Annotated in this window: 21 protein-coding genes and 1 tRNA gene; 9 read left to right on the top strand and 13 right to left on the bottom strand. The window is 69.6% G+C overall.

All coding sequences use genetic code 11. The features are described from left to right. Window positions 1–44: 44 nt before the first annotated feature. Complete coding sequence (locus MKL20_RS06245) at window positions 45–713, bottom strand: GDSL-type esterase/lipase family protein (RefSeq protein ID WP_244035948.1); 669 nt, start codon at window positions 711–713, stop codon at window positions 45–47. Between the two features lie 368 nt (window positions 714–1,081). On the opposite strand from MKL20_RS06245, the gene MKL20_RS06250 reads away from it, so the two are divergent. The 3 genes from MKL20_RS06250 to MKL20_RS06260 all read left to right on the top strand — a co-directional run bounded on the left by MKL20_RS06250 (window position 1,082) and on the right by MKL20_RS06260 (window position 2,787). Then, window positions 1,082–1,846, top strand: a complete 765-nt coding sequence (locus tag MKL20_RS06250; protein WP_244035949.1) for an SDR family NAD(P)-dependent oxidoreductase — start codon at window positions 1,082–1,084, stop codon at window positions 1,844–1,846. A gap of 90 nt (window positions 1,847–1,936) precedes the next feature. Then, window positions 1,937–2,299, top strand: a complete 363-nt coding sequence (locus MKL20_RS06255; protein WP_244035950.1) for a type II toxin-antitoxin system PrlF family antitoxin — start codon at window positions 1,937–1,939, stop codon at window positions 2,297–2,299. Next, window positions 2,296–2,787 (top strand): type II toxin-antitoxin system YhaV family toxin, encoded by a 492-nt coding sequence (locus MKL20_RS06260; RefSeq protein WP_244035951.1) that lies wholly within the window; start codon window positions 2,296–2,298, stop codon window positions 2,785–2,787. The genes MKL20_RS06255 and MKL20_RS06260 overlap by 4 nt, the downstream gene beginning before the upstream one ends. A gap of 66 nt (window positions 2,788–2,853) precedes the next feature. Here MKL20_RS06260 and MKL20_RS06265 read toward each other — a convergent pair whose 3' ends face one another. Together MKL20_RS06265 and MKL20_RS06270 are read right to left on the bottom strand one after the other, a co-directional pair. Then, window positions 2,854–3,102, bottom strand: a complete 249-nt coding sequence (locus MKL20_RS06265; RefSeq protein ID WP_244035952.1) for a hypothetical protein — start codon at window positions 3,100–3,102, stop codon at window positions 2,854–2,856. Window positions 3,103–3,137: 35 nt separating this feature from the next. Beyond that, complete coding sequence (locus MKL20_RS06270) at window positions 3,138–4,376, bottom strand: pyridoxal-phosphate-dependent aminotransferase family protein (protein WP_244035953.1); 1,239 nt, start codon at window positions 4,374–4,376, stop codon at window positions 3,138–3,140. 219 nt (window positions 4,377–4,595) lie between these two features. On the opposite strand from MKL20_RS06270, the gene MKL20_RS06275 reads away from it, so the two are divergent. The 3 genes from MKL20_RS06275 (at window position 4,596) to MKL20_RS06285 (ending at window position 8,119) form a co-directional block, all read left to right on the top strand. After that, window positions 4,596–5,141 carry a PepSY domain-containing protein gene (locus MKL20_RS06275; RefSeq protein ID WP_244035954.1) on the top strand — a complete coding sequence of 182 codons (546 nt, stop codon included), beginning with the start codon at window positions 4,596–4,598 and terminating at the stop codon, window positions 5,139–5,141. A gap of 320 nt (window positions 5,142–5,461) precedes the next feature. Then, a complete protein-coding gene (locus MKL20_RS06280) occupies window positions 5,462–5,743 on the top strand; it encodes a BrnA antitoxin family protein (protein WP_244035955.1) in 282 nt (93 codons plus the stop codon). 102 nt (window positions 5,744–5,845) lie between these two features. After that, entirely contained in the window at window positions 5,846–8,119 is a 2,274-nt protein-coding gene (locus MKL20_RS06285; protein WP_244035956.1) for a xanthine dehydrogenase family protein molybdopterin-binding subunit, read from the top strand. Window positions 8,120–8,314: 195 nt separating this feature from the next. Here the strand turns inward: MKL20_RS06285 and MKL20_RS06290 are convergent, their stop codons facing one another. The 5 genes from MKL20_RS06290 to MKL20_RS06310 form a co-directional block, all read right to left on the bottom strand. Beyond that, window positions 8,315–9,439, bottom strand: coding sequence for an aldo/keto reductase (locus MKL20_RS06290; RefSeq protein ID WP_244035957.1), 1,125 nt, complete (start codon window positions 9,437–9,439; stop codon window positions 8,315–8,317). Window positions 9,440–9,494: 55 nt separating this feature from the next. Then, complete coding sequence (gene larB, locus MKL20_RS06295) at window positions 9,495–10,175, bottom strand: nickel pincer cofactor biosynthesis protein LarB (RefSeq protein ID WP_244035958.1); 681 nt, start codon at window positions 10,173–10,175, stop codon at window positions 9,495–9,497. Next, window positions 10,172–10,987: an adenine nucleotide alpha hydrolase gene (locus tag MKL20_RS06300; RefSeq protein WP_244035959.1), complete on the bottom strand. Its 816-nt coding sequence runs from the start codon at window positions 10,985–10,987 to the stop codon at window positions 10,172–10,174. The genes larB and MKL20_RS06300 overlap by 4 nt, the downstream gene beginning before the upstream one ends. Next, a complete protein-coding gene (locus MKL20_RS06305; RefSeq protein ID WP_244035960.1) occupies window positions 10,984–12,270 on the bottom strand; it encodes a LarC family nickel insertion protein in 1,287 nt (428 codons plus the stop codon). The genes MKL20_RS06300 and MKL20_RS06305 overlap by 4 nt, the downstream gene beginning before the upstream one ends. A gap of 140 nt (window positions 12,271–12,410) precedes the next feature. Further along, window positions 12,411–13,592 carry a YihY/virulence factor BrkB family protein gene (locus MKL20_RS06310; protein ID WP_244035961.1) on the bottom strand — a complete coding sequence of 394 codons (1,182 nt, stop codon included), beginning with the start codon at window positions 13,590–13,592 and terminating at the stop codon, window positions 12,411–12,413. A gap of 273 nt (window positions 13,593–13,865) precedes the next feature. Here MKL20_RS06310 and MKL20_RS06315 point away from each other — a divergent pair, with 273 nt between their 5' ends. Beyond that, complete coding sequence (locus tag MKL20_RS06315; protein ID WP_244035962.1) at window positions 13,866–14,615, top strand: sigma-70 family RNA polymerase sigma factor; 750 nt, start codon at window positions 13,866–13,868, stop codon at window positions 14,613–14,615. A 207-nt stretch (window positions 14,616–14,822) separates the two neighbouring features. Here the strand turns inward: MKL20_RS06315 and MKL20_RS06320 are convergent, their stop codons facing one another. From MKL20_RS06320 to MKL20_RS06330, 3 genes are read right to left on the bottom strand one after another with little or no spacing between them, the layout of a single operon-like run. Continuing rightward, a complete protein-coding gene (locus tag MKL20_RS06320; RefSeq protein WP_244035963.1) occupies window positions 14,823–15,062 on the bottom strand; it encodes a hypothetical protein in 240 nt (79 codons plus the stop codon). Between the two features lie 55 nt (window positions 15,063–15,117). Next, on the bottom strand, window positions 15,118–15,405 hold the full coding sequence (locus MKL20_RS06325) for a hypothetical protein (protein WP_244035964.1): 288 nt from the start codon (window positions 15,403–15,405) through the stop codon (window positions 15,118–15,120). A gap of 55 nt (window positions 15,406–15,460) precedes the next feature. Beyond that, complete coding sequence (locus tag MKL20_RS06330; RefSeq protein WP_244035965.1) at window positions 15,461–16,018, bottom strand: metallophosphoesterase; 558 nt, start codon at window positions 16,016–16,018, stop codon at window positions 15,461–15,463. A gap of 202 nt (window positions 16,019–16,220) precedes the next feature. Between MKL20_RS06330 and MKL20_RS06335 the strand changes: the two genes are divergently transcribed. Next, the gene (locus tag MKL20_RS06335) at window positions 16,221–16,877 is read left to right on the top strand and encodes a DNA-3-methyladenine glycosylase family protein (RefSeq protein WP_244035966.1); all 657 of its coding nucleotides are present in this window, start codon (window positions 16,221–16,223) and stop codon (window positions 16,875–16,877) included. A 38-nt stretch (window positions 16,878–16,915) separates the two neighbouring features. Further along, window positions 16,916–16,991 (top strand) — tRNA-Ile (locus MKL20_RS06340). Window positions 16,992–17,426: 435 nt separating this feature from the next. Here the strand turns inward: MKL20_RS06340 and MKL20_RS32920 are convergent. Together MKL20_RS32920 and MKL20_RS06360 are read right to left on the bottom strand one after the other, a co-directional pair. Then, window positions 17,427–22,172: a S8 family serine peptidase gene (locus MKL20_RS32920; RefSeq protein WP_279594560.1), complete on the bottom strand. Its 4,746-nt coding sequence runs from the start codon at window positions 22,170–22,172 to the stop codon at window positions 17,427–17,429. 813 nt (window positions 22,173–22,985) lie between these two features. Further along, complete coding sequence (locus tag MKL20_RS06360; RefSeq protein WP_244035967.1) at window positions 22,986–26,255, bottom strand: family 43 glycosylhydrolase; 3,270 nt, start codon at window positions 26,253–26,255, stop codon at window positions 22,986–22,988. Window positions 26,256–26,883 lie beyond the last annotated feature (628 nt).

The raw sequence follows: 26,883 nt of genomic DNA on the forward strand, positions 1-26,883 counted from the left end.
GATCCCAAGCCGAAGACCGATCGCGTCGCGGACGATTCGAGGCGTCACGAGCGGACGCCCCAAGCCGCGGCGTGGAGCGCCCGGAGGCTGCCCGCCGGGATCGCCGGACGGACCCGGGGCGCGGGTGCGACCGGACCGATGGCGACCAGCCGGACCAGCTCGGCAGCGAGCCCGGTATAATCCGCGAGGTGCACGCCGTCCGGATGGAGACCCGTGCGGGCGAGCCCCGAATCCTCGTCGCGCAGGGCCGCGAACGGGTCGAAGAAGCTGTGGCCGCCCGCGCGGCAGAGCGCTTCGAGGCGGTCCGAGAAGGCCGCGACGGCGGCGGGATCCCGGCCCGTCGCCCAGGCGCCGATCGGCGGGATCGCGGCCACGAAGACCTGCGCCGACCAGACCTCCAGGATCCGCAGGATGCGCCGGACCTCGGCCTCGAACCGGCGCTCGGTGGAGGCCCGCTCCGGGTGCCGCCAGCGCAGGATGTCGTTGGTGCCGATGATCAGCACCGAGGCCGCGCAGCGAACCGGGGCCCGCAAGTCCGCGAGATGGGCCGCGCAATCGGCCGCAATGCTGCCGCCGATGCCGAGATTGATGCAGGGCCGGCCGCCGAAATCCGGCGTCCCGAGGAACTCGACATGCGAGTTGCCGGCCAGGATCACGCTCTCCGGCGCAGCCTTGCGGAGCGACGCGCGCAGGGCCGGCCCACGCTCGGCCAAGCGGTTTCGGACGCACCGCCCATGCCGCCAATGCCGGGCGGCCGTCGCGATCCAGGGTGCGTGCATGGCGGTCCCGAACAGGCATGAGGGATCGGTCGCGCCCGGGGCTGCCCGGGCGCGGGGATGCGGCGTGAACCGTGTCGAGACCGTGCCGCCGGCCAGATGTCCTGGTGTTACGGCCGCAGAAACACGTGTTTACTTTCGATCATCGGCTGCATGGCAAGCAGAACTCGGCATAACAGCGGGCAATGACTTCGTCCTGCATATGTGGGAATTTTTCACACGTCAACGGCTCAGCTGTCGGAACGGCCTTCCGGACTTCACGATCCCGCGCTACGCCGGGGCTCCGACGAGCGGGGGGAGCCAGGATGATCAAGGATCGCGTCTACATCGTCACCGGCGCGGGCTCGGGGCTGGGCGCCGCGGTGGCGCGCAGCCTCGTGGCTGCGGGTGCCAGCGTCGTGGTGGCCGACATCGCCCGGGAGGCCGGGGCCGGGGTGGCGGCGGAACTCGGCGCGCAGGCGCGCTTCGCGGCCACCGACGTCACCAGCGAGGCGGACGGTCAGGCGGCGGTCCAGGCGGCGCTGGACGCGTTCGGGCACCTGCACGGGCTCGTCAACTGCGCCGGGATCGCGCCGGGCGAGAAGGTGGTCGGCCGCGACGGTCCGCACCGGCTCGACAGCTTCGCCCGGGCGGTGTCGGTCAACCTGATCGGCACGTTCAACATGATCCGGCTGGCCGCCGCGGCGATCGCCCGGGAGGCGCCGGACGCGGAAGGCGCCCGGGGCGTGATCGTCAACACCGCGTCGATCGCGGCCTTCGACGGCCAGATCGGGCAGGCGGCCTACGCGGCCTCGAAGGGCGGCGTCGTTTCCATGACTCTGCCGATCGCCCGGGAGCTGGCCCGGAACGGCATCCGGGTCGTCACCATCGCGCCGGGCATCTTCGAGACGCCCATGATGGCGGGGATGCCGCAGGAGGTGCAGGACGCGCTGGGCCAGAGCGTCCCGTTCCCGCCGCGCTTGGGCCGCCCATCGGAATACGCCGACCTCGTCCGGCACATCTGCGAGAACCCGATGCTGAACGGCGAGACGATCCGCCTCGACGGGGCGCTGCGGATGCCGCCTCGTTGAGTGCAGTTCAGGCCTGTCCGCCGAGCCGGTCCTTGTCACTCGGACGCGACGCACGTATATTTTCACGTATCACGAGGCCGGGAGGCGGGGATGCGTCGAGCCGAGTTCAAGGGGTCGATCACGACGACAGGACGCTCCGAGGCGCTGCGACTCGATAAGGCGCTGTTCAAGGCGCACCCGGAGTTTCGACAGAAGGCGAAGATCCGGGCTCACGTCATCGGCCCGGGAACGATGCTCGTCACCCTCGACCCCGACACGCCGACGCCGGAGGTCGAGACGGTGGAGCGTGACCCCGTCGTGTCGGCCTACCTCGCGTTCCTGGAGCGGGATATGACGGCGCATCCCGAGCGGCTGCAGCCGTTCACCGAGGACGAGTTCGCGCGTCTGGAGACCCTGACCGGAGACGTGACCGTGTCCGACGACGACGTGATCCCGGACGACGTCACGCTGTGACGCCGCCGCTGAGGCGCTTCGCCGAGCGCAACGGCTGGAGGCTCTATCGGGCGAGCGCCTTCATGGCGAGCCTCGCCCCCCTCACCGCCGAGGTCGCGCGCTTGGCGGAGGCGGACCCGAGCAGCTACGCAGCGCACCCGAAAGCCAAGCTCCTGGCCCGCATTCGTCAGCTCATCGTCGACGAGATTCCGCGCGATCCGAACGCGCGCGCCTATGCACTCGGCAACACGCTCGGGCCCGAGCATCGACACTGGCGACGGGCAAAGTTCCTGCAGCGATTCCGGCTTTTCTTCCGCTTCGACAGCGCGAGCCGCATCATCGTCTACGCCTGGGTCAACGACGAAAACACCTTGCGGAAGGCCGGCTCGCGCAGCGACCCTTACACGGTGTTCGCGCAGCGCCTGAACGCCGGCGATCCGCCCGACGATTGGGACGACCTGCTCGCGGATGCCAGCAAAGCCGAAACCAGGGCGCAGGACGCATCCTGAACGGTCCGAGCGCGTCGAATCGAGGACTTGGCGGCGAGCCCGATTGCAACGCGATCGGCAACGGCCCTAGCCGATCGAGACGCTGGTCAAGAGTTCGGCGGCCCGACGTACCTCGGTGACGATCAGCTCCTCGCTCGGCCCCTCGATTGGCATGTCGGACAGGATCGCGGCGACGTCGCACTTCACGTCCTCGCGAATCTCCGGGTTCTCCTCTGACAGGCGCCCGATCAGCACGCCCAGGACGATCTCCAGGGCGGAGAGCTTCGCGTGCACGCGGGTGAAGTCGTCCAGCGGTTCCGGCTCGTTCGCGTTCATGGCTTGCTCCGTGGGGTGGGCGGCGCGCTGGCCGGTCAGGCGGCCGCGCGCTCGGTCCAGGCGGCCAGCGCCGCTTCGACGCCGGCGCCCGGCGGGACGGAAAACCCTTCCGCCCGCAGGACCGCCTCCAGGGCGCCCAGGGTGATCAGCACCTTGTGCTTGCGGGCATTGTAGCCCATCGCGCCGATCCGCCAGACCTTGCCGGCCAGCGGCCCGAAGGCGGTGCCGATCTCGATCTCGAAATCCTCCCGCATCCGCCGCCGCACCGCCTCGCCGTCGATCCCGTCCGGGATGTAGAGCGCGGTGACATTGGTCATCCGGTAGCGGTCGTCGCCGAACACGGTGAGCCCCATCGCACGGATGCCGGCCGCGACCGCGCCCCCGGCGGCCGCGTGCCGACGGTAGCAGGCCTCCAGCCCCTCGCCCAGCAGCACCCGGGCGCATTCCCGGGCGCCGTACAGCATGGTGGTCGCCTCGGTGTGGTGGTTCAGGCGCTTCTCCGACCAGTAATCCATGATCATGGCGAGGTCGAAATAGTTGGAGCCGATCCGGGCGCCTAAGCCGTCGTCGATATCGTCCCGGCGGATGCCGTGCTCGACGTGGCGCCGGGAGAAAATCCGCTCGGCGGCCGCCGGCGAGACGGTGATCGGCGCCGAGCCCGAGGGGCCGCCGAGGCATTTCTGCAGGCCGCCGGTGACCACGTCGACGCCCCAGCGGTCGGAGGCGATCGCCATGCCCCCGATGGTCGCGGTGGCGTCGACATAGGAGAGGGCGCCGGCCCGGCGGCAGATCTCGCCGAGCCCTTCGAGGGGCTGGGCCATGGTGGTGGAGGTGTCGCCGTGCACGGTCGCCACGACCTTCGGGCCGAAGCGCTTGACCGCGGCGGCGATCGCCTCCAGGGGCACGACCTCGCCCCAGGGCGCGTCCACGGTCTCGACCACGGCGCCGACCCGCTCCAGGATCTCGGTGAGCAGCAGCCCGAACCGGCCGAAATTGACCACCAGCACCCGCTCGCCGGGGGCGACTAGGCTCACCAGGGCCGCCTCGATCCCGGCCCGCGCCGTGCCGTCGACGAGGAAGGTCCAGCGGTTCTCGGTGCCGAAGATCGGGCGGTAGAGCGCCATCACCTCGTTCATGTAGGCGGTCATCTCGGGGTCGAACTGCCCGAGCAGGTCGGCCGACATGGCGCGCAGGACGCGCGGATGGGCATTGACGGGCCCCGGCCCCATCAGGAGCCGCTGGGGCGGGTCGATCTCGCCGATCTGCTCGAGCACGGGCTGGCTTCCTTCGCTGTTGCGCATTCCGGGCGGGGCGACGCAATCCGCTGGCCAGTCGCCTCCGGCCAATCACCTCCGGCCATGTCGCGGTTGGGAGCGGTGCTAGGGATCTGCGGCGCTTCGATCAAGCGGTGCGTTTTTTCCCAGGGGCGGAAACCCCTTTCGGACCTCGGCGTTTCTCGGTCCCACAACCGAACCCGCAAAGGGAAACCCGCCATGATCAAACGCTTCGCCACCGCGGCCGGCCTGCTCGCGCTCTCGACGAGCTTCGCCCTGGCCCAGTCCGCCACCCAGACCGACAGCAACCTGAAGGAGTGGCAGGTGGCCAAGGTCGCCAAGGTCGGCCTCGCCCAGGCACTGACCACCGCCCAGGCGCAGGGCGACGAGAAGGGCGGCCGCGCCATCGACGCCGATTTCGAGAAGGCCGACAGCAAGAACCCGGCGCATTACGCCATCAAGGTCGTCTACCCGAGCGGCAAGCTGGTGGAATACGGCATCAACGCCGATAGCGGCGCCCTGTACAAGACCGAGAACCAGCCGATCGAGCGCTACTTCACCCGGCTGAAGCCCGCCGACTTCCAGAACGCCAAGACCTCGCTCAAGGACGCGCTCGCCATCGCCGAGCAGAAGGCCGGCGGCGGCAAGGCCTACGAGGCCGAAGTCGAGAAGGACGGCAAGGCGGTGCAGTACGAGATCAAGGTGGCCGGCGCCGACAAGGAGCAGACGGTCAAGGTCGGCCCGGACGGGAAGGTGGTCGACTGAACGAAGAGCGGGCTGCGACGGCACTGCGCCGCTGCGGCCCGAACGCGTGAGGAACCGCTGCGAGAAATGCTCCTGTCTCGCGAGCCTCAAGATTGCTGTCGTCCCCATCATCCACCCCGTCATCCCGGGGCCGCAAAGCGGAGCCCGGGATCCAGAAACGCCGACTTTTCAAAGTCTTGCGCCGTCGGCGGCTCTGGATTCCGGGCTCGCCTTCGGCGCCCCGGAAAGACAGGGTGGTTTATCCTGCTTCGGTAACGTCCTAAGTTTTCAGATACCCTTGCGTGATCTCTCCAGCCTGCTCACCGCAAGGAACGCGCGCTATGGCTCGCACGTCGCCCCTGACCGATCCGGACGCCCCCATCCTGACGGATGATGCGCTGAACGAGATGCGCCCGGCGCGCGAGGTTCTGACCGCCGAGGAGTTTGCGGCCGTCTCGTCGGTCCGCAAGGCGGGACGCCCGGCATCGGCCAGTCCGAAGGTGCCAGTGACGATCCAGCTCGATCCGGCCACCGTCGACGCGTTCAAGGCGACGGGCCGCGGCTGGCAGACCCGGATGAACGCGATCCTGACCGAGGCCGTGAAGGCCGGGCGCCACGGATAAGCACCCCGCCGCTGCATGGTGTCGCCCCACCGCCCGGACGCGGAGCCGGGCGGTCGCCTCGGCGATTGCTCCCGGATGAGACCGCGGATCGGGAGCGCGAACATGGAATCAGGCACGCGGGACTCCCAAAAAATCCTCGGGACGGCCCATACCCGGGTCGAGGGGCCCGACAAGGTCACCGGCCGGGCGCTCTACGCCTCGGACCGGCCCGCCTCGGAGACGACGGCCCACGCCGCCCTGGTCACCAGCACCGTCGCCCGGGGCCGGATCACCGGGTTCGACCTCGGCGCCGCCCAGCGGGTGCGGGGGGTGCTGGGGATCTTCACGCATCGAGAGTTCGCCGGGGCGGTGGCGCCGGTGAAGCACCTGATGGCCGGCGGCTACGCCAACAGTTCCCACCGGCCACTGGATTCCGACGCGGTCGCCTATGCCGGCCAGATCGTGGCCCTGGTGGTGGCCGAGACCCAGGAAGCAGCCGAGGAGGCCGCCGGTGCGGTCCGGGTCTCCTACGCGGAGGAGCCCGCCGCCGGCGGCTTCGATGCGCCCGGGGCCGAGACCGTCCGGCTGGCGGACCTCAAGGCGCAGCACGCGGACATCGTCCGGGGCGACGCCGAGGCCGGATGGCGCGACGCCGCGATCCGGGTCGCGGCGCGCTACGAGACCCCGGTCCAGCACCACAACCCGATCGAGCTGTTCACCACCCGGGCCGCCTGGGACGGCGACCGGCTCACCGTGCACGAGCCGACCCGCTATGTCGGCGCCGCGCAGCACGGGCTCGCGGTGCAGCTCGGCCTCGACCCCGCGCAGGTGCGGGTCGTGGCCGGGCTGATCGGCGGCCATTTCGGCTCGAAATTCGCGCTGTCGCAGCACACGGCTCTGGTCGCGCTGGCGGCCCGGCGTCTCGGTCAGCCGGTGTCGCTGGTCCCGACCCGGCGGCAAGGCTTCACCATCGCCAATTACCGGCCGGAATCGCGCCACGCCATCCGGCTCGGGGCCGACCGCGACGGCCGGTTCACCGCCCTGGTGCACGAGGCCGAGACCGTGACCTCGCGGTTCGATCCCTTCGTCATGGAGGGCGCCGAGGTGACCGCGAGCCTCTATGCCTGCCCGAACATCCGGACCGAGGAGCGGGCGGTGCGGGTCGACCGCAACACCCCGGGGCCGATGCGGGCGCCCCCGGAGGTGCCGTTCCTGTTCGCCCTGGAGAGCGCCGTCGACGAGATGGCGGTGGCGCTGGACATGGATCCGATCGTCCTGCGGCGGCTCAACGACACCGCAATCGATCCCGTCTCCGGCAAGCCGTTCTCGACCCGGCCGCTGATGGCCTGCTTCGACGCCGGCGCGCAGGCCTTCGGCTGGGCGCGGCGGGCGCCGCATCCGGGGACGATGCGTGATGGACCTTGGCGGGTGGGGTTGGGCTGCGCGGCCTCGGTGCGGCCGGTGAAGATCGCGGCCGCGACCCTGCGGGTGCGGCTGGGTCCGGACGGGACCGCGGAGGTCGCCTGCGCCCATCACGAGATCGGCAACGGCATCACCACGCTGCTCGCCATGGGCGCGGCCGAGGGCCTCGGCGTGCCGGTGGAGCGGGTAACCGTCCGGCTCGGCGACACGGCGCTGCCGGCGGCCGGCATCTCCGGCGGATCGAGCACGACCACGAGCCTGATGAATGCCCTGGCGCTCGGCTGCGGCCAGATTCGCGAGACCCTGGCGCAGGCCGCGACGGGGCAGGGCGGGCGCCTCGCCGGGCGGGATCCGGCCGCCCTGTCGCTCGCGGCCGGGCGGTTGTCCGCTCCGGACGGCACCGGCCTCGCGCTAGCCGACGCCGTCGGCCCCGCGGGGGTCGAGACGCTGGCCGAATTCGTGCCCGCGGGCGGCGACCGGGAGAAGGCGCTGGCGGGCCTGCGGCAGGGCCATATCGGGCTGGCCTTGGGCGGGGGCGGCCATGCCGTGTCCTGGGGCTTCGGCGCGCAGTTCGCGGAGGTCCATGTCCATGCCGAGACCGGGGAGATCCGGGTGGCCCGGCTCACCGGCGCCTTCGCGGCGGGGCGGATCCTCAACCCGCTGACCGCCAAGAGCCAGCTCACCGGCGGGATGATCTGGGGCCTCGGCTCGGCGCTCCTCGAAGAGACTGTGCTCGACGGCGCCGCCTACCGCAATCCGGATCTCGCCGAGTATCTCGTCCCGACCTCGGCCGACGCGCCGGAGGTCGAGGCGTTGCTGGTGCCGGACCCGGACGATCAGGTCGACGCCCTCGGCCTCAAGGGCCTCGGCGAGCTCGGCATCATCGGCGTCAACGCGGCCATCGCCAACGCCGTCCACCACGCCACCGGCCGCCGGATCCGCAAGCTGCCGATCCGGCTGGAGGATGTGGCGTGAGGCGGGCGCCTCTGCCTCCTTCTCCGCCGGCTACGATGCTCGAACATCGGCCTGTGTAAGGCGCGACGCGCTCTCCTCCCCCTTGCGGGGAGGAGAGCGCGTTGTGTTTCAGAGGCTTGCCACAGAACAGGCCCGATGTGCGCCTCCGCGGGGGAGGGCGGTCGCACGCGCCATTCGAGCAGCGTTCGACCTGCCCTACTCCATCGTCGGCGCGAGCTTCTTCACGCTCTGCACGTCCTCGCCGAGCCAGGCCGCGTTCTTGGCGGTGCCGTCGAAGGTCGCGCTCGTCTTGAACAGCTCGTACTTACCCTCCAGCGCGTAGGGCTTGGAGCGGGACAAGAGCTCGGCCACCGTCGCCTTGTCCATCGGCTTGAAGGTCTTCACCGCCTCGAAGGCCTGGTCCAGGTCGCGCTGGTTCTGGATGCCGGTGATCACCACCGAGACCGGCAGGTTCAGCGAGAAGTGCAAGTATTCCAGTGGCTTGATCGGCGCGTCGGCCTTCAGGATCACCCCGTCGCCGAAGGTCTTCATAGCGAGCGGCGCGATGCCCTCGGCCACGAGGTGCGGCAGCACGAGATGGCCGAACGAGCGGAAATGCGCGTCCATCACGTTGAGCGGCATCTGGCAGGAATCGAACTGGAAGCCGCGCTCCTGCGCCACCGCCAGCATCTGCAGGTGGATGCGCGGGTCCTTGTGGCCGGTGAAGCCGATATAGCGCAGCTTCCCCTGCTTCTTGGCCTCGAGGAATCCCTCCATGGCCCCGCCCTCCGCGAAGACGCGGTCCGGGTCGTCGTAGCGCAGGATCTCGTGGTGCTGGACGAGGTCGATCCGGTCGGTGCGCAGGCGCAGAAGCGACTGGTCGATCTGCTTGAGCGCCTCCTCCTTGGTCCGCCCGTCCATCTTGGACATCAGGAAGACCTTGTCGCGGTAGCCGCCCTGGGCGAGGGCCGCGCCCATGCGCAGCTCGGAGCGGCCGTCGTTGTAGTCCCAGCAATTGTCCATGAAGGTGATGCCGCGATCGACGCCGGCATGGATCAGCCGGGTCGCCTCGTCGTCGGTCACCGCGCTCTTGCCGAGGTGGAACCCGCCCATCCCGATCGCCGAGATCTTTTCCGACGTCCGACCGAAGGTGCGATAGAGCATCTCGCCCCGGCGCTCGCCCGGATCGGTGATCAGCGGCAGGTCGGCCGGGTCCTGCGGCCGGGTGTTCGGAAGCGGCGGGACGCTCACGGCTGCACCTGCGCTGCCGGCGCCAGCAAGACCTGTTCCCGTGATCCCTGCGCCGAGCACGGCGCCTTGAAGGAAGCTGCGGCGTTCCATCGGATATCTCCGTTCGGACAGGATTGGGGTTCGGGCGGTAACGGGTGGCGACAGGTCATCGTTCGGCCTCCTGGGCGAGGCGACTCGCCGCGTTGAGCAGGCGCAGGGCGGCGCAGGCCGCGCCGTAGCCGTTGTCGATGTTGACCACCGTGATCCCGGGGGCGCAGCTCGCCAGCACCGCATCGAGCGCCGCGCGCCCGCCCGCGGCGACGCCGTAGCCCACGGAGGTCGGGACCGCGATCACCGCCCCGGCCACGAGGCCGCCGACCACGCTCGGCAGCGCCGCATCCATGCCGGCGGCGACGATCACCACCGGATGCGCCCGAATCGCGTCCAGCCGCGTGGTCAGCCGCCACAGGCCGGCGACGCCGACATCGGCGAACAGCGTCGCGGCCCGGCCGGCATAGCCGAGCGTCCGCAAGGCCTCCCGGGCGACCGGGACATCCGAGGTGCCGGCCGCCACCACGGCGACCCTGGCCGGCCCCGCGACGGCCGGGGGCTGCCCGAACACCGCCGTGCGCGAGACCGGGCAATAGTCGAGCCGCGCCGCAGCCCCGAGTCGGGAGCACTTCTCCGGGTCGAGCCGGGTCAGGAGCAGCGAGGCGCCCCGATCTCCGGCCGCCATCAGGATCGCATCGATCTGCTCAGGGCTCTTGCCGGCGCAGAAGATCGCCTCCTCCAGGCCGATCCGCTCGGGCCGGGCGAAGTCGAGGGTGAATTCGTCCGCAACGCTCATGACGGGGAGGCTCCGGTCAGGAAGGCGCTGCCGACCCGGTAGGGCGCGAACCGGACGAGGCCGGCAAGCCGCGGCGGCGCGATCTCCCGGATGCCGGCCCCGAGTTTTTCGCGACTCTTCGGGTCGAGGGCGGCGAGGCTTCCGGGGTCGAGTTCCACCACCACGCCCTCGGCGCGCACCCGGCAGCGGACGGCCCGCTTGGCGCCCGTCTCGGCGTCGAGGGCGCCCCCGACCAGCCGCTCGACCGCGTGGATGAAGCCCAAGGTCTCCGGCTCGATCGGGATGCCGGTCTCGACCCGGCTCGACAGGCACGGCGCGGACGGCAGCTCGGCCACGTTCCCGAGGCCGAGGTCGCGGGCGAGCGCCCGCACGGCCGCCTTGTCGAGGCCGGCCTCCACGTAGGGGTGGCGCACCCCGTGCTCCCGGGCGGCGTCGAGGCCTGGGCGGTACTCGCCGAGGTCGTCGCGATTGGCGCCGGACAGGATCTGCCGCTCGGTGACGCTCCGGATCGCCCCGTACAGGTTGGTCTTGCAGAAGAAGCAGCGGTTGACCGGGTTCGCCCGGTAGGCCGGGTCGGCGAACTCGCCGGCCTCGATCACCCGCAGGTCCCAGCCCTCCCGGGCGGCCTCGGCCCGGACCCGCGCGGTCGCCTCGCCGGGCACGGCCGGAGAGACCGCGTGGACCACGAGGGTCGTGTGCGGCGCCAGCCGGTGGGCGAGGGTGGCCAGCGTCAGGCTGTCGACCCCGCCGCTCACCGCCACCGCGACGGGCCCGAGTTCCGCCAGCACGGCTTCGAGATGCGCGCGCGTCACCGCTCCTCCTTCGTGATTTCTTGTAAAGCGAGGCGCTCGGCCTCGCGGCGCAGGCGCGCCCGGTCGGCCTGGCCCGCCTGATTCAGGGCGTCGTCGGCCTCGGCCTTGGCGGTGCGGCCCCCCGGCCGGTCGACGACCTTGACCCGGACCGGGCGGCCCTCCGGCGCGACCGTCACGGCCTCGCGGTCGAGGACCGCGCGCGCGACCCAGTGGTGGCGCAGCCCGATCGTGGTGGTCTCGCGGAAGCAGGCCGCAATCGCCGCCTCCAGGCTCTCGGGCTGCACCAGGGCCTGGATATGGGCCATCATCCGGCCCTTCTTGCCCAGGACCGGCATCTGCACGACGTCGAGGATTCCGGCCTCCGCGCGCAGGCGGTCGAGGCCCATGGCCAGGTCCTCGCCCGACTGGTCGTCGATCTCGAACGCGATGACCGCGAGCGCGCCCCGCTCCGGTCGGGCGGCGGATGCCTCGTCCAGCACCAGCGCGCGCAGGCAATTGCTGAGGCCCGGCAGCACCTTCGTGCCGAAGCCGATGCCGCTGCGCCCGATCGTGCCGGGGGGCCGGCCGCGCCCGGGCTCGAGGCCGCAGAGATGGCGCAGGATCGCCGCGCCGGTGGGCGTCACGCGCTCGCCCGGGATCCCGTCATCGAGGGTCGGAAAGCCTTCGAGCAGGAGCGTAGTGGCGGGGGCCGGCACCGGCAGGGGGCCGTGCTGGGTCCGGACCCGCCCGGAGCCCAGCGGCAGGGCCGAGACGCTCCAGCTTCGCACTTCGAGCAGGGCGATCAGGTGGGCGGCGGCGACGATGTCGGCGATCGAGTCGAAGGCGCCGACTTCGTGGAACGCCACCGCGTCGACCCCGATGCCGTGGACCCGGGCTTCCGCGTCGGCGAGGTGCCCGAAGATCGCCAGCGCATGCGCACGGACGGCCGGCGCCAGGTCCGCCCGCTCCAGCTCCGCGCGGATCTCGGACCAGGGCCGGTGGCCGTGATCGGAAGCGTCGTGCGCGTGGCTGTGCGAGTGATCGTGCCCGGGATGATCGTAATGATGGTGGTGGTCGCCATGCCGGTGCGGCGCGGGCGGCGCCTCCGCACCGGGGGCCGAGACCGCGAAGCGCAAGCCCTGCAGGATGCCGTCATTGTGGTCGGGCGCCGCGCAGGCGATGCGCGGATCGACCGCCCGCACGCTCGCGCGCACGCCCTCCAGATGCTCAGGAAAGGCATCCAGCAGCGCGGCGGCGAACATGTCGCCGGCCACGCCGCCGAGCGCGTCGAGGTGAATGTGCATGGTGTGTCGGTGGGCCCGAACCGGAATCCTGATGCCGCTCAGATCGGCCGCGCCCGGCTCAAGGCAAGGGACGCGGTCCCGATCCCGTCACGCGGCGTATCGCCGTCGGTCCCGACCGGGTGGCTCGCAGAACCATCACCTCACTCGGCGGCGGCCCCCACGGAATCAGCCATGCGGGCTCGCCGCGTGCCCAGCGGCTGCGGTTCGCCCACCGTCGTGTCCTCGGCGGTCTGGTGCTCCATCTCGGCGTTGAGCTGGGCGCCGGCGAGCACGATCATGGTCGAGATCCAGATCCAGGTCATGAAGCCGATGGCCGCGCCGAGCGAGCCGTAGGTCTTGTTGTAGCTGCCGAAATGGGCGACGTACCAGGAGAACAGCAGCGAGGCGACGATCCACAGCACGGCCGCCGCGGCGCCCCCGGGCGTCACCCAGCGCCAACGCGGCGCGTCCCGGCTCGGGCCGTAGCGGTAGAGCATAGCGAGCCCGAGCAGGACCGCCACGAGCAGCGCCGGCCAGCGCAGCAGGGTCAGCCACCAGGCATCGGGGCCGAACCCGACATAGGTCAGCACCACCGGCAGCACCACGACCGCGGCCAAGGCCAGGATCAGGAAGGCCAGCGCCCCCGCGGTGAAGCCGAGGGAGACGACGTTGAGCAGGACGAAATTGCGCTTCTCGCGCTCGTTGTAGACGATGTTGAGCGCGTCGAAGACGTGCTTCACGCCGCCATTGGCGCTCCAGACCGACAGGGCGATGCTGACGATCAGGCTCAGGCCGAGCGCCGTGTTGCCCTTCTCGTTCAGGCGCTTGACCTGATCGTCGAGGATGTCGAGGGCGCCCTGGGGCATGATGCCCTGGAGGCTGGCGAGCTGGTCGTTGATGGTCGAGGCGTCGGCCACGAGGCCGTAGCAGGACACCAGAGCCGCCACCGCCGGGAAGATCGCCAGCAGGGTGAAGAAGGTCACGCCGGCCGCGATCAGCGGCAGGCGGTTCTCGCCGATGTCGCGATAGGTCCGCAGCGCGATGTCCTTCCAGCCCTTGGCGGGGATCTCGGCCGGATGGCTGGCGCCCCGCCCGCGATCGGCCTCACGCCGGGCGACCGCCTTCGCGTCGTCGCCCTCGTGCGTGGGCGAAGGCTCGTGCGCCGAGGAACCCGCAAAGGCGGGCCGGGAGTCCCGATCCGTCCGCGGCCCGGCGGGTCCGGCTGCCCGGCGCGGGAACGCGACCAGGCCGACCAGGGCGGTGGCGAGGGCCAGGGTCCAGACCGTCGAGGCCTGCCCCCCGGGGTCGCGGGCCGGGATGCGGTCTGGATCGGGAGAAGCCATCGATACGCCTCGGCACGGGGTCGCGGATCGCCTGCGGACGGCACCCGACGGGGCCGCGGATCCGAGAGGGGAACGCCGCGGCACGGCCCCGGTTCGCCGGCCCGGTGTGATCCGGGGCAGCATCCGATCCTCAGTGCCGCAGTCTTGCTTGTATTGGACCGGTTTCACCTTCGACGCGGCGGGTTCTAACCCATGTTGGGGCAAGGGCGACGCAAGCGCGCCACAAGCGATAGCGACGGGCGCGACCGGCCCGTTCGCCGACCCCCGGACCTGATGCCCGACACAGAAGGCCACACCCTGCCCGATCCGGCCCGCGACATCCGGCACGGCCTGCCGGAAGCGGTGCGCAGCCATCTCGGAAGCCTGCTCGGCCTCACCTACGACCGGGTCGGCCCGTCCCCGGGGGCGGCCTCGGATCGCTTCGCCGACCTGCTGGCGCGCCTCGACGCCGCGCTCGCCAAGGATGCAGACGCGGGCGCGGGCGAGCGGGAGGCCGCGTTCCGGGCCGGTCTGCTGAAGGTGGTGCCGGCCCTGCACCGCTTCGCGGTCTCGCTGACCCGCGACCCGGCCGCGGCCGACGACCTCGTACAGGATACGCTGCTGCGCGGCTGGCGCGGGCGCACCGGCTTCACCCCCGGGTCCAACCTGGAGGCGTGGCTGTTCACGATCCTGCGCAACGTCTTCTACAGCCAGCACCGCAAGCACGGCCGTGAGATCGCCGACACCGACGGCAGCTACGCCGAGCGGCTGACCAGCGTGCCGGAGCAGGGCGGCCATCTCGACCTCCAGGACGTGCGCGCCGCCCTCGAGCGCCTCGCCCCGGTGATGCGCGAGGCGCTGGTCCTCGTGGCGATCGAGAACCTGAGCTACGAGGAAGCCGCCGCCGTCATGCAGTGCCAGATCGGCACGGTGAAGAGCCGGGTCTGGCGCGCCCGGGAGCAGCTCGCCCGGATGCTGGGCTACACGGGTGCCGAGATCGGCAACGACGGGGTGATCCTGTCGGTGACCGGGACCTCCGCCTGACGCGGCCTCCACGGTATCCACCGGCCAATACCCATATCCGCCACACAGCCCTCTGTATTCGGCAGAAAATTTGACTTAAGTGAAGGCGCCCGGGGTCATTCCCGGGCGACATAGGGCGAGTTGGGTCGATCCGTCGTCCCGGCTCAACTCCCGTCGGTGTGACATCCCCCCGATCCACCGACGGGAGCCCCTTTCGGGGCTACCCGCTCAACGTTCGGAATCGTCCGCCCGGTCCGCGTCGAGCTGCTGCAGCAGCTCCGCCAGCCTCGGATCCAGCGCCTCGTCGATCACCGGATCATAGAGCGCCTGCAGCTGGCGGCCGAGCCGCATCCGCGTCTGCGCGTCGAGGACCGGAGCGCCGCTCGCGACCGGGAACACCCGCAGGGCCGTGGGAGCAGTCCCGGGCGCGGATCTCGGGGCGGCGCGCTGATGATCGGGATATGGCATTCCGCCTACATCGGCCTGAAGCGGCGCGACGGCAACCACCCGGCGCCACGAAGTCTCAGGCATCGTCCTCGGGCGCGAACACTTCGCCCTTCTCGGCGAGCACGGTGTCGGCCTCGTCGCGGGCCAGCTCATCCGCGTCGGCGCGGCCCAGGGCTCGCGCCAGCGCGCCTTCCCAATCCGGCGGCAGAGGGGTGCCCTGCGCGGACAGAATCTCGGCGGTGCGGCCGCGGAGCCGCGCCCAGGCCTGTCCATCCAGGCGGGCGACGTCGCTGCCGAGGCCGAGCTCGGCGGCAGCCCGTGTCGCGGTCGCAATCCAGTCGGGCGGGGCAGGGAGTTCGGTCATGGCGGCCTCGCGCGGGGTCTCGATCGTCCCTGACATAGCGCGCGCGTCGCAGAGGTCAGCGCAGCCCGTAGCGGGCGATCTCCTCCGGGACCAGCGCAGCCGCGTCCTGGCGCGCCAGGATCGCGTCGATGGCGATCGGGCGATCGTCCCAGGCATCGACGCCGACATCGCAGGAGCGGCTGGTATCGGGCAGCCAGCCATGGCTGTGGCCGTAGAGATGGCGGGTCTCCCGCCACAGGCCGGGCCAGGCCCGATGCGCGTAATGCGACAGGAACAGGCGGTGCTCCCGGCCCTGCGCGTCCGGGACCGAGATCCGGGCGCTCTCCGTGGGCGGCTCGGCCCAGGGCAGGTCGAGCACGCGGTTCGAATCGTGGTTGCCGCGCACCAAGCGCTTGATGCCGTTGAGCTCTGCGAACAGGGTCGCGCAATGCTCCCGGCTCGCCCCCGCGGCGAAGTCGCCGAGATGCCAGACCGAATCCTCTGGCCCGACCACGGCGTTCCAGGCAGCGACGAGCGCCGCGTCATGCGCTTCCAGGCTGCCGTAGCGCGCCCCGCGATGGCGCAGGATGTGCGGGTCGCCGAAATGCGTGTCCGCCGTGAAGAAGATCGCCATGGGGTCGAATCCGCGAGTCCCGTCCAAACCCACCGTCGCATCCGGCGCCGCTCCGAGGTGGACCGGCACGGGCGCCCGGCAAGGCTTGCGCGGCATCGTGGCCGCTGGCGGATCGCAGGCGCGGCGGGCGCGCCTGTGACGGCACGGCCTTGAGGCCGCACCCGATTGCCCGGCGAGCGGCTCTCTCCCTATCTTGGCCGCGATGCTCGACCCCAAAGCCTACGCGCACTTGCTCGACGCCGCCCGCGCGCATCCGCCCCTGGAGGCCGCGATCCGGCAGGCCGGCCCGCTCCGGATCGACCCGCCGCCGCATGCCTGCGTGGCCGACCGGCTGTTCGTCGAGGTCGTGAACCAGCAGCTCTCCACCCGGGCCGCGGCCGCGATCTGGGCGCGGGTCGAGGCCGCCGCGGCGGCGGTGGGTTCGAGCCCGCGCGGGCTGTTCGAGGCCGGCGACCCGGCTCTGCTGCGGGCCTGCGGAATCTCGGGCAACAAGGTCCGCGCCCTCCAGGCGATCGTCGCCGCCGAGGCGGCGGGCCTGCTCGGCCCCGACCTCGCCGGTCTGCCGCATCCTGAGCGCGCCGCGATCCTGTGCGGCATCCGCGGGGTCGGCCCCTGGACCGCCGACATGATCGGCATCTTCCACTTCCACGACCCCGACATCTGGCCCGAGGGCGACGTGGCGGCGGTGGGCTGCCTGCGCCGCCTCACCGGCGGCACCGACACGCGCGCCCTCGCGGCCCCCTTCGCACCGTACCGCTCGATCCTCGCCCGCACCCTGTGGCGCATCAAGGACACCGCCCCGGCCGAGCCGCCAAGCCTCCCCGCGGGCCGCCTCCGCCCCGCGGCGAAATCCGGGTGACGGACGCGCCCCGATCGGCTATCCGTTCGGAGGGCGCAGGGCCTGTAGCTCAATGGTTAGAGCCGACCGCTCATAACGGTCTGGTTGCAGGTTCGAGTCCTGCCGGGCCCACCACCGGTTCTCATGTGTAGAGCGCCTCGTGCCGCCCCGTCCCGGAACCTACGGGGACAGTTATGGGGACAGAACCGCCTCAAAGCGCAGCTCGCGAAGGTCCTCGCAGGGTGGTCGAAGACGCCGCGGTCGTGCTTCAAGCAGCCCCGGCGGTCACTATCGACGGCCCCGCCTTGACGCCGTTCACGCGCCCGGTGAGCGATCTCGGCGACATGCCCGAAAGCTGCAGCCTCGTCGGTTGGTGACCGCCTCGGCCAAGGCCTTCGCGAAGAAGCGGATTTCCGGAGCGCGCTTCCGGTCGGCGTCCCGGTTCCGAGCCAACGGCCTCGCCAGCAGAACCGCGTCACCCGAAAGGCAGTGCCGAACTTGCCTGGGGTCTTCTACACTGGATGGGCAAGCTCGGCGGGGGTTGACGATCCCCGCCGAGCGCAGGCCGGTTCAGAACCTGAGGGTGAAGGCGCCCTTGGCGGCGTGGTCCTGGGCGCGGGCGCCGATCTGGCCGGTGTAGGACACGCCCAGGCTCGCGGCCGGGGTGAGCAGCACCGCCAGGCCGGCCTCGGCCACCAGCGCGTCGCGGTCGATCGGCAGGCCGGCGCTCACGAACCGGGCGCCGGTGCCCCGGAACGCCAGCACCGCGCTCGGAACGACGTCGCCGAAGCTGCGCCGGTAGCCGGCGAGCGCGTGCACCGACACCGGCAGTGCCGCCTCAGGGTCGAGCTGCGCCTCGGCGCGCAGCCCCGCGGTGGCGGTCGGCAGCAGGCTGGCGCGGGCCGACCCCGTCAGCGCCGCCGCCCCGCCCTGCTCGGCGAAGCGGTCGCGCCCCAGCGCCACCGCCCCGGCCCCGACGAACGGCTCCAGCACCGAGCCCGAGCCCAGCGCCACCCGGTAGCCGGCCTCGCCGAAGCCCTGGACGCTGCGGCCGCCGGTGTGGGCATTGGGCGTGTCGGTCAGCCCCGGGAACGCCACCACCCGGCGCAGCCGCGCCGGCTCGTCGGCGGCCAGCGCCCCGAACCGCAGAACCGCCGGACCCGCCTCCAGGCTGCCGTAGACGCCGCCGAACGTGCTCGCCAGCGTCCCAGTCTGGACCTGGCCCGGGCTGGCGAAGCTGGTCTCGACATGGCCGCCGGCGATGCCCAATCGTAGCCCGTTGATGCCCAGGGTATCCAGGCGGGCGTCGACGCCCAGGACGAAGCCGGCGCTCTGGCGCGACAGCGCGGCGGCGTTGCCGTCGGCGCGGACGTGGCCGAGGCTGCCCAGGCCCTGGCCCCACAGGCCGACCACCCGCGGGTCGAACACCCGCGCCGGCACCGCCACCGGCTCCACCGGCTCCCCGGGCCGGTCGGCCGCGTAGGTGGCCGGCAGGGCGCCGTAGTCGCGCAGCTCGGAGGCCCCGCCCCAGCGCAGCCGGTCGAGCACCGCCTCGCGGCTGAGCCCGGCCACGGCGAAAGCGGTCGAGGCCAGGCTGGCATGGGCGTCGCCGGCCATCCCGGCGAACGCCGCCCGGGCCTGGGGCCCCGACAGGGTCGCGACCGCGTCGTACAGGACCGAGCCCACCGCCCCGGCCTGGACCGCGGTGGCGGCGGCGCGCTGGTTGCGGCTCTGTGCGACCGCGGCGAAGTCGAGATCGTTGCGCGCGAGCGTCAGGGTCACGGCGCCGGGCTCGTAGCCGAGGAACGGGGTCAGGAACGCGAAGGTGCTGGTGACCCCGTCGAACCGGCCCTGGACCCCGCCGGCGGCGCTCAGGATGGTGTAGCGGGTGCGCGGGGCCCAGGCGCCGGCGCCGGCCACCGCCTCGACCCGGGCGCCCGCCACCGTGGCGCTGCCGCCGACCGCGACGAGGTCGGCGCGGCCGTCAGGGGTGGCGTCGACCCGGTAGACCGATCCGGGCGCCAGGGTGAGGCTGCCGGCGACGGTGATCCGACCGAGCACACCCGGGGCGGCACCGGGGCTGAGCACGCTGCCGGCCCCGAGGCTGAGGCTGCCGAACCAGCCGTCGCCGGTGAGCCGGCTGCCCGAGCCGAACGTGAGCGCGGCGTTGGGCAGGGCGCCGGTGACCGCGAGTTCGCCGCCCTGCACGCTGACCGGCCCCGAGAAGCTGTTGAGCCCGGACAGCCTCAGGGTGCCGGCGCCGACCTTGGTCAGGCTGGTCGGGCTGGCGCCGTCGACGATCTGCCCGGCATAGTCGGTCGAGCTGCCGTCGGTGCCGACCGTGAGCCGGCCGTTGCCGAGCGTGGCGCTGGCGGCGGTGCCGGTGAGCGAGCCGACCGTCAGCGCGGTGCCGCCGAGGTCGAACGCGCCGTCGTTGGTCAGCCGGGTGATGCCGGTGGTGGTGCCGGTGAGCGCGATCACCGCGCCGGGGGCGTTGCTCACCGGCCCGGCGAGCACGCCCGCGGCCTGGACTAGGCCGGTGTTGCTCAGGCCGCCGGTGAGCGTACCGGTGGTGACCAGGGTGCCGGCGTTGGCGAGCGGAGCCGAGACCGTGGTGAAGCTGCCGGTGTTGATCAGCGTGCCGCCCGGGGCGTTGAAGCCGTCAGCGGTGTAGGCGCCGGCATTGACCAGGCGACCGGTGTTGACGAGGTCGTCGACCACGCTGGCCTGGGCGGCGATGGTGAACAGGCCGGCATTGGCGATCGAGCCGGCGCGCAGCCGGCCGCCGTCGGTGACTGCGACGGTGCCGGTGTTGGTGAGGCCGCCGGCGAGGTCGTAGTGGCCGGAGACGATCAGGCTGGCCTGGGCGGCGTTGGCGAAGCCGGCATCGGAGGACACCGGCCCGGTGACGGCGACCTGCCCGGCGTTGCGGATCGCGCCGTCGAGGGCGCCGCCGGTGGCGATGAGGCTGCCGGTGTTGGTGATCCCGCCCGCGATCGTGCCGCTGGTGAGGGTGGTGCCGGCATTGCTCAGCCCGCCGGCGAGCGTCCCGGCGTTGGTCAGGGTGGTCCCGGCCAGGGTGACGACGGGGGAGACCAGGCTGGCGGTGGCGGTGAGATCGAGCCCGCCGGCGGCCAGGGTGGTCAGGCCGGTGTAGGTATGGGCACCGGTCAGCGTGAGGGTGCCGGCGCCGCGCTGGATCAGGTCGCCGGGCCCGGAGACGGTGCCCGCGAAGGTGACGGCGTCGGCGCGGTTGAACGCCAGGGTTCCGGCGTTGGCGACATCGCCGACGAGGCTGCCCGCAGTGCCGCCGTCGCCGACCTGGAGGGTGCCGGCCGCGATGGTGGTGCCGCCGGCATAGGTGTTGGTGCCGGTGAGCGTGAGGGTGCCGGCGCCGGCTTTGGTCAGGCCGCCGGTGCCGTCCATCGTGCCGCTGAAGGTCGTGGAGGAGCCGTCGCCGCCGGCGGTGAGGCGGGCGGCGCCCAGGGCGACGCGACCCTGTCCGGCGAGCGACCCGACGGTCTCGCTGTCGGCGAGCGCCAGGGTGGCGCCGGCGCCGATGCGCACGGCGCTGCGATCGCCGATGGCCTGACCGCCGATCGCCCGGAGGGTGCCGGCCGCGATCAGGGTGGGGCCGGCATAGGTGTTGGTCCCGGCGAGCGCGAGGGTGCCGGCGCCGAGCTTGGCCAGGCCGCCGGATCCGGCGAGCGACTGGCGGAGGGTGAAGGTGTTGGCCGGGTCAGCGATGTCGAGCCCGCCACCGCCGTTCGCCCAGGTGATCGGGCGTGTGGTGGCGGTGAAGCCGGTGCCGGTGATCTGCAGGATGCCGCCGTCGAAGGTCAGCGGGGCGGTGCCAGCGCCGAGGCTGGCGTCGTGCGACACGGACAGCGTGCCATCGGCGAAGGTGGTGCCGCCGGAATAGCTGTTGGTGCCGGAGAGCGTGAGGGTTCCGGCGCCGAGCTTGATCAGGCTGCCGCGGGTCGGGATCGACGCGAACGAGGCGACCCGGGTGGTCTCGACCTGGATTTCGGTCTGCGAAACGACGCTGGCTTTGCGGGTCGCCCAGGCTGCGGCCTCAGCATCGTTCTCCTGTTTGCGCTGGATCAGCGCGTCCTCGGAGATGTCGTTGGACCACGTGTCGGCGGTGCCGGCCGGGAGGTTGGCGGCGACGGGCCCGAGGAACTGACCGGGTCCCTTCATGGCCTTGTTCAGGTCGATCACGCCCCAACCCCAGACGGCGTTGGGGGCATTGGGGTTGGCGTCGGGTTTGCCGTAGACCGCGTTGCGGTGATAGGCGGTGGTGAGAAGGACGTCGCGAGCCTGCGGATTGGTCATGTACGGATAGCGTTGCATGATCACCGCGAGCGCGCCCGTCGCATGCGGGGCCGCCATCGACGTGCCGTCCACGGATGCGTAGCCAGCGGCTTGTTGGTTCGGATCGACGTGCCATTGCGCGGCGCTCCAGGGAGCGCCGGACGTATAAGGCGGCGTCGTACTGTAGATGGCGCTGCCAGGCGCAACGACATACCAATACTTTGCGGCGCCCGCTCGATTTGAATAGTATGCAAGGACGAGATCGGCAGGATTCAAGCTGCCATTGGCGCCTCTCGCGGCGGCGCCGACGGAGACCCAGTTCTTCTCGGTGTCGGGCCTGAAGTAAGGGATATCCGAGCGAATGTTCGGATTGCTGTAGCCGGTGTTGCCTGCTGCAAACACCTGGATGATATCGTATTGCTTGGCGACTTCGGATAGCGCATCGACGTAACCCAGCTTGCCGTCGAACTTCGAATAGGCGCTGCGCAAGCTCTGCAGACTGTTGTAATTGTCCCCGAAAGGCGGGTTCCCCCAGGAGGAGTTGATCACGCGTGCGCCGGCCGCGGCCAAGCTGCCATAGGCGTTCTTGAAGTAGGCGTAGTCGGCGTTCGCTCCGTATTGAGCCTCGTCGGTCGCTTGCGTGTTGGTGACATAGACATTGGCGTCGAACGCCACGCCATGCATGCCGACGCCGTTCCGGGAGGCTCCGATCGTGCCGGTGACATGCGTCCCGTGTGGATCGTTGAAGACGGGATTGTAGGTGCCCGGAACGGTATAGGAATCGCCTTTCTTGAAGAAGCTCGGTTGCGGAGACCGGTTGCTCGGGCGTCCAGAACCGTCCGTGAAGTAGTATCCGTCCGAACCGAAGATCCCGGTGATGGTGAGCGGCTTGATGCGGCCGTCGGCGAATTCCGCGTGGGCGCTGTAGACGCCGGAATCGACCACCCCGACAGTGATGCCCAGGCCGGTATAGCCGGCTGCGTAGGCATCGGCCGCCCGCATGGCCTCCAGACCCCAATCCGCCCGGTATTCCGGCGTGCGCCAGCTCGCAGGGTCAGTGCTGGCCAGGCTTTGCGCGAGAGCGTGGTGAGAGACCGAGGCACCTAAAGCCGCGAGTCCAAGGGTCGAGCGACGCAGCGCGGCCCCGATCAATCGGCGGCGATAAAGTCCGCCGGGGGCAGCGTTGTGGATGTACGCCCGTGTACGCATCGTCAACTGCTCGATCGCCTGCAGATATGAAAGTAACTCTGTCCTTCACTGCAGCAGATCGCCGTTGACCATGGCACTGCGTCTGAAGGAGATATGAGACGCAGTAGATTTTGGATCAAAAAATAATGGACGCAAGTGGTAATATGTCGTCGTATTACATTGATAATTTTGACTTTTATTCATGTCGATGTATAAATATGTACGACCTCCTTGTGGCGCGGCCTCCAAAGATGTCGCCGGCTATATTTTTTATGGCACGTTTCTTGCTTCAGATCCTGAAATATACGGCGTGCCGATGGCGCTGCGATGCGCGCGGGAGGAGATGCTTCCTCAGACCCTGTGATTGAAATGCCACGGCACGCCCACTGGCCGGCATAACGTTGGCGCGCGTTGGGAGCGCGCGACGACTCCCGACACCGAAGCGCGATACGGAATGGCTCGGCGGTGACGGCGGTTCGTTCGCGGCGGCAGCGCCATGCGGGCCAACGCTGCGGAGGCCGGCGTCATGGACCGAGCGCATCGTCTTGGGCATCGGAACCAGGACGATGCGCTAAGTCTTTCGTATTACGTCATATTCTGCCGGAATCTGCCTTTCGGGATAATGCTCTAAAGCTCACCGCCGAAGCTGAGCAGGCCGCCGATGGCCGTGGTGCCGAGCGCCGTCGTCCGCACGGAGGCGGTCGCGGAGACGGTGAGATTGTTGCCCAGGCCGAACTTCAGGCCGGTTCTCGCCTCGCCCCGCGTCCGGGTCAGATCGGCGGCGTACTTGAAGTCGCCGATGTAATCCGCGTGCGCCGTGAAGCGCAGCGTCGGCTTGCGCACCGCCTGCTCGATCTCGACGCCCGAGATCCAGCTCAGGTTCGTCGTCAGCGGCACCGCAATATCCGCCCCGAGATAGGCCAGCGTGCTGCGGTAGACGATGCCGTCATACTGCACCGGGAAGCTGACATTGGCTTCCGTGTAGCCCTGACGGGTGATGCGGCTGGTCCTGACGCCGCCATGCCAGCCCACCACCAGATCCTCGAACACCGGGACGGTCTGCCCGAACTCGAGCGTGCCGGCGAGGCCGCCGATCCGGGCGCCGCCGGTGCCGGCCTCCGTCGCGGTGGATTGCAGGCGGCGGATATCGGCATGGTACTGGCTGGCCCCGAAAGCGGTGCGCAGATACCACGCGCCGCCCGCATAGGGCTGATTCCAGTTCAGGAAGGCGCCAGCGCCGACGGCGGTGCGCGTGTCGTTGAAGGCCGGCGACGGCAGGGCGCGGTAGGGGGCGTAGCTGAGATGCGCGCCGACCGTGAGATTGTCGGTCAAGCCGTAGCTCAAGGGAAGCGTCGAGAGCGTATCCGTGCCGCTGCCATCCGAGACGAAGCCTGCGCTGGCCGACCAGCAGAGACTGCCCCGGCTGCAAGACCAGGTCTGTTGCTGATAGGCGAGCGACTGGCGCTGCAACTCCAGGACCGAAAAGGTGTCGTAGCGCAGCCGGGAGACCGACCGACGCGTGTTCGTGACATCGACGAGCTGGGTGCGAGCGTCGGAGGCCGGCGCGGACGGCGTCGGCTCCGGCGCCGGAGCCTGTGAAGGGCTGGACGCAACCGTCGGCGAGGCCGGTTCCGCAGGCTGAGCCGGGGACTGAGCCGTCGCCGGCGCTGGAGCCTGGGCGGGAGCTTGTTCCGCCGGCGGTGCCGCCGTGGAAACCGCCGGACCGGATGCTCGCGTCTGGGCCTGCGGGTTCGTGGACCCACTGGCCGGTGTGGTCGGATAGGTGATCTTCCACAGGACCGCATGAGGATCGCCCGCATCGGTCTCGGAATAGCCCGCCGCGACGCGGCCGTCGGCCGAGAGGGCCTGAACCTCGGACACGCCGCCGCCATCGGACCGCAGGGTGCCGAGATCGGTCCGGCTGCGCCAGCCGTCGCCGAACCAGACGACGCCGTGCGCGAACCCCGAAGCGGTGGTGGCCATCCCGCCGGCGATCCGGCCGTCGGATGAGAGGGCCCGCACCCAGGACGAGCCGCTGTTGTCGGCCCGGAGCGTCCCGAGATCCCGCTTGTCCGACCAGCGCGATCCGGACCAGAGGGCGGCATGGGTGTAGCCGGAATCCGTCGTGCTGCTGCCCGCCGCCACCGTGCCGTCGGCCGAGAGCGCGCGTACCACCGAGGTGCCCCGGTTGTCGGATTTCAGGGTGCCGAGATCGGTCTTCGTCGCCCAGTTGGTGCCGGACCACAGCGTGGCGTGCGAATAGACATCGACGCTGCGATCGGTGGCCGCATAGCCCCCGACCACCGACCCATCCTTCGAGAGGGCGTAGGCCCAGGACATCCCGGAATTGTCGGAGCGCAGGCTGCCGAGGTCGGTCTTGGTCGACCAGTTCCGCCCCGACCACAGGGCCGCATGGGTCGTCCCTAAGTCGACGCTCGACTCGCCGGCCGCGATGCGTCCGTCGCTGGACAGCGCGTAGACGCCGGACGTGCCCGACTGATCCGATGTCAGCGTGCCCAGATCGGTCTTGGTCGCCCAGTTCGTCCCGGACCAGGTGACAGCGTGTAAATTCTCGTCCCCGTTCTCGGCGATGCCCGCGATCACGGCGCCGTCCTTGGACACCGCATAGGCCTTGGCGGCGCCGGTATTGTCGGCCCTCAATGTGCCGAGATCCTGCTTCTGCGACAGGTCGGTGCCCGACCAGGCCGCGGCGCGCATGTTGGGGCCATTGCTGTCCGTGTAGGAATCCCCGACCGCGATGGTGCCGGTGGCGGAGAGGCCCCAGATCTCCGAGGCCCAGCCATTGTCGGCCTTGAGCGTGCCGAGATCTCTCTTATCGCCGCTGCCGGCCGAGGGGGCAGCCTGGGCCCGCCTATCCGCGGTCGTAGAGGGCGCAGCGTTCTCGACGGTGATCTTGGTATCGTTGTCGAGCACCCGATGAAGTTCGTCCGAAGTCAGCGACACCACACCACCGTGCCGCGGATTAAGGTCATTTATGTCGGTATTGCTGACAGTCGTAAAAGTTTTGAAATCATCAGTTTTCGATAGACCGAATCCATTGTTAGGATAATATCGATCATACATCACCATGTAGCCGTTGCCGTCGTTCAGTCGATAGGCCTGCGGCCCTTCGATAGCTTGCCCCCCGTTTACGAGAGGCAGATACTTGTTGGTCGGCATCGTATAGCCCCAGGTCAGGTGATCTGAGACTGCGAGCTTGATGCCTTTGGTCGGCGTACTTTCCGTCTTCATCAGGAGATAATATTTTCCATCTTTCTCGGTTATATCATTGTCAATATACTTGACACCGTCCCGTGCGAAGAAAAGTTTTCGCGGCGTCTCCGTCAGTTTTGTAAAATCATTGTTGGAATGCGCATAATACGACTGATGGCCCCAGTCATTATTGGCCGCGCTTAAATAGACCATGTTTCTGTCTACGAGAGGATCATAGGCGACCTGCGGCGCCCAAGCGGCTGTCAAGCTCGGAAACAGATTTGGAAACTCGGTCGCAAAATTGATTGTTGAAGATTTCCAGTGGATAAGATCTGCAGATCTCATCAGAACAATGCCTCTATTGCTTCCCCATCCCCAATCACTTTTCATATCCGTGGCGGTGATGTAAAAATTCCCGTCCTGGCCTCGAGCGATATAGGGGTCGCGCAGGTTGCCCGATTGTGCAAACTTCCCGTCTATAACTGGGTTACCATTGTTCAGTTTGTTAAATCGGCGACCGTCCAGACTATATGAAAATTTGAGGACTTCCTCCCAGGGTCGATTTCCCGTAAAATATGTCAATAAATAACCGTCGTAAGGCGGATACTCTCCTGCCGCAAAGCTATAGCTGGATGCACCCAGCGATAATACGGCAGCGGCGGCGACCCTGATCGCGGACTTCATGATATCCCCCCAACAAATTTGTATTTTTGGATGAGCTTCGGTCTTGAGCGCGGCCTCCTGGTCAGCGCTCGGTTTCTGAGGTCGCCATGCGACTGCTTCTCACTGCATGGGGCAGCGCCCGATCTCGTTTGACGTTGCTATCGACGATCAGGACGAGATGAGATTTATCGAATGCGACCCAAGATTAAATTACAGCGTCGCATGATTTTATGTCGGACTCGATGCGTGTAATTTATATTTTATCACTGATTTTTCTGACGTTATTACTTCGGCACGCTGTGGCGATCAGCTAAGGTGAAACATAAATCTCATCGAATTACCGACGCAAGAGGAAAAATGCACATTTTTGCAAGGTGCGATTGATCCGCTCAGGCAGATTATGATTTATATTTCTTCATATCATCGACATACGATCGAACCGAGAGACTGAATTCAGCAAAGACTATAAAAAACAAATCCACTGATCTGCCGCACGAGTCCTGAATCTGCAGGTTTGGGCAAAACCGCTCTATCGCGCGTTTGCGCGAAGGCTCGACCGCCCGCAAACCTGATCGGAATCCTCTACAGAGGCGCTCAGGCTTCCTTGCTGGCTGGCTTGGACGGATGTCCGTGGCGCGTGGCCACCAAG

Origin of the sequence: Methylobacterium sp. E-066 (assembly GCF_022829635.1) — a bacterium.
Classification (GTDB): Bacteria; Pseudomonadota; Alphaproteobacteria; order Rhizobiales; family Beijerinckiaceae; genus Methylobacterium.

What these genes read in the sequence shown, in the direction of transcription:
- MKL20_RS06250 (WP_244035949.1), top strand. Translation starts at nt 1,082, where the DNA reads ATGATCAAGGATCGCGTCTACATCGTCACCGGCGCGGGCTCGGGGCTG.
- MKL20_RS06255 (WP_244035950.1), top strand. Translation starts at nt 1,937, where the DNA reads ATGCGTCGAGCCGAGTTCAAGGGGTCGATCACGACGACAGGACGCTCC.
- MKL20_RS06265 (WP_244035952.1), bottom strand. Translation starts at nt 3,102, where the DNA reads ATGAACGCGAACGAGCCGGAACCGCTGGACGACTTCACCCGCGTGCAC.
- MKL20_RS06275 (WP_244035954.1), top strand. Translation starts at nt 4,596, where the DNA reads ATGATCAAACGCTTCGCCACCGCGGCCGGCCTGCTCGCGCTCTCGACG.
- MKL20_RS06280 (WP_244035955.1), top strand. Translation starts at nt 5,462, where the DNA reads ATGGCTCGCACGTCGCCCCTGACCGATCCGGACGCCCCCATCCTGACG.
- MKL20_RS06285 (WP_244035956.1), top strand. Translation starts at nt 5,846, where the DNA reads ATGGAATCAGGCACGCGGGACTCCCAAAAAATCCTCGGGACGGCCCAT.
- MKL20_RS06290 (WP_244035957.1), bottom strand. Translation starts at nt 9,439, where the DNA reads ATGGAACGCCGCAGCTTCCTTCAAGGCGCCGTGCTCGGCGCAGGGATC.
- larB (WP_244035958.1), bottom strand. Translation starts at nt 10,175, where the DNA reads ATGAGCGTTGCGGACGAATTCACCCTCGACTTCGCCCGGCCCGAGCGG.
- MKL20_RS06305 (WP_244035960.1), bottom strand. Translation starts at nt 12,270, where the DNA reads ATGCACATTCACCTCGACGCGCTCGGCGGCGTGGCCGGCGACATGTTC.
- MKL20_RS06310 (WP_244035961.1), bottom strand. Translation starts at nt 13,592, where the DNA reads ATGGCTTCTCCCGATCCAGACCGCATCCCGGCCCGCGACCCCGGGGGG.
- MKL20_RS06315 (WP_244035962.1), top strand. Translation starts at nt 13,866, where the DNA reads ATGCCCGACACAGAAGGCCACACCCTGCCCGATCCGGCCCGCGACATC.
- MKL20_RS06320 (WP_244035963.1), bottom strand. Translation starts at nt 15,062, where the DNA reads ATGCCATATCCCGATCATCAGCGCGCCGCCCCGAGATCCGCGCCCGGG.
- MKL20_RS06325 (WP_244035964.1), bottom strand. Translation starts at nt 15,405, where the DNA reads ATGACCGAACTCCCTGCCCCGCCCGACTGGATTGCGACCGCGACACGG.
- MKL20_RS06330 (WP_244035965.1), bottom strand. Translation starts at nt 16,018, where the DNA reads ATGGCGATCTTCTTCACGGCGGACACGCATTTCGGCGACCCGCACATC.
- MKL20_RS06335 (WP_244035966.1), top strand. Translation starts at nt 16,221, where the DNA reads ATGCTCGACCCCAAAGCCTACGCGCACTTGCTCGACGCCGCCCGCGCG.
- MKL20_RS32920 (WP_279594560.1), bottom strand. Translation starts at nt 22,172, where the DNA reads ATGCGGGCGGCCGATGCCTACGCAGCCGGCTATACCGGCCTGGGCATC.
- MKL20_RS06360 (WP_244035967.1), bottom strand. Translation starts at nt 26,255, where the DNA reads ATGAAGTCCGCGATCAGGGTCGCCGCCGCTGCCGTATTATCGCTGGGT.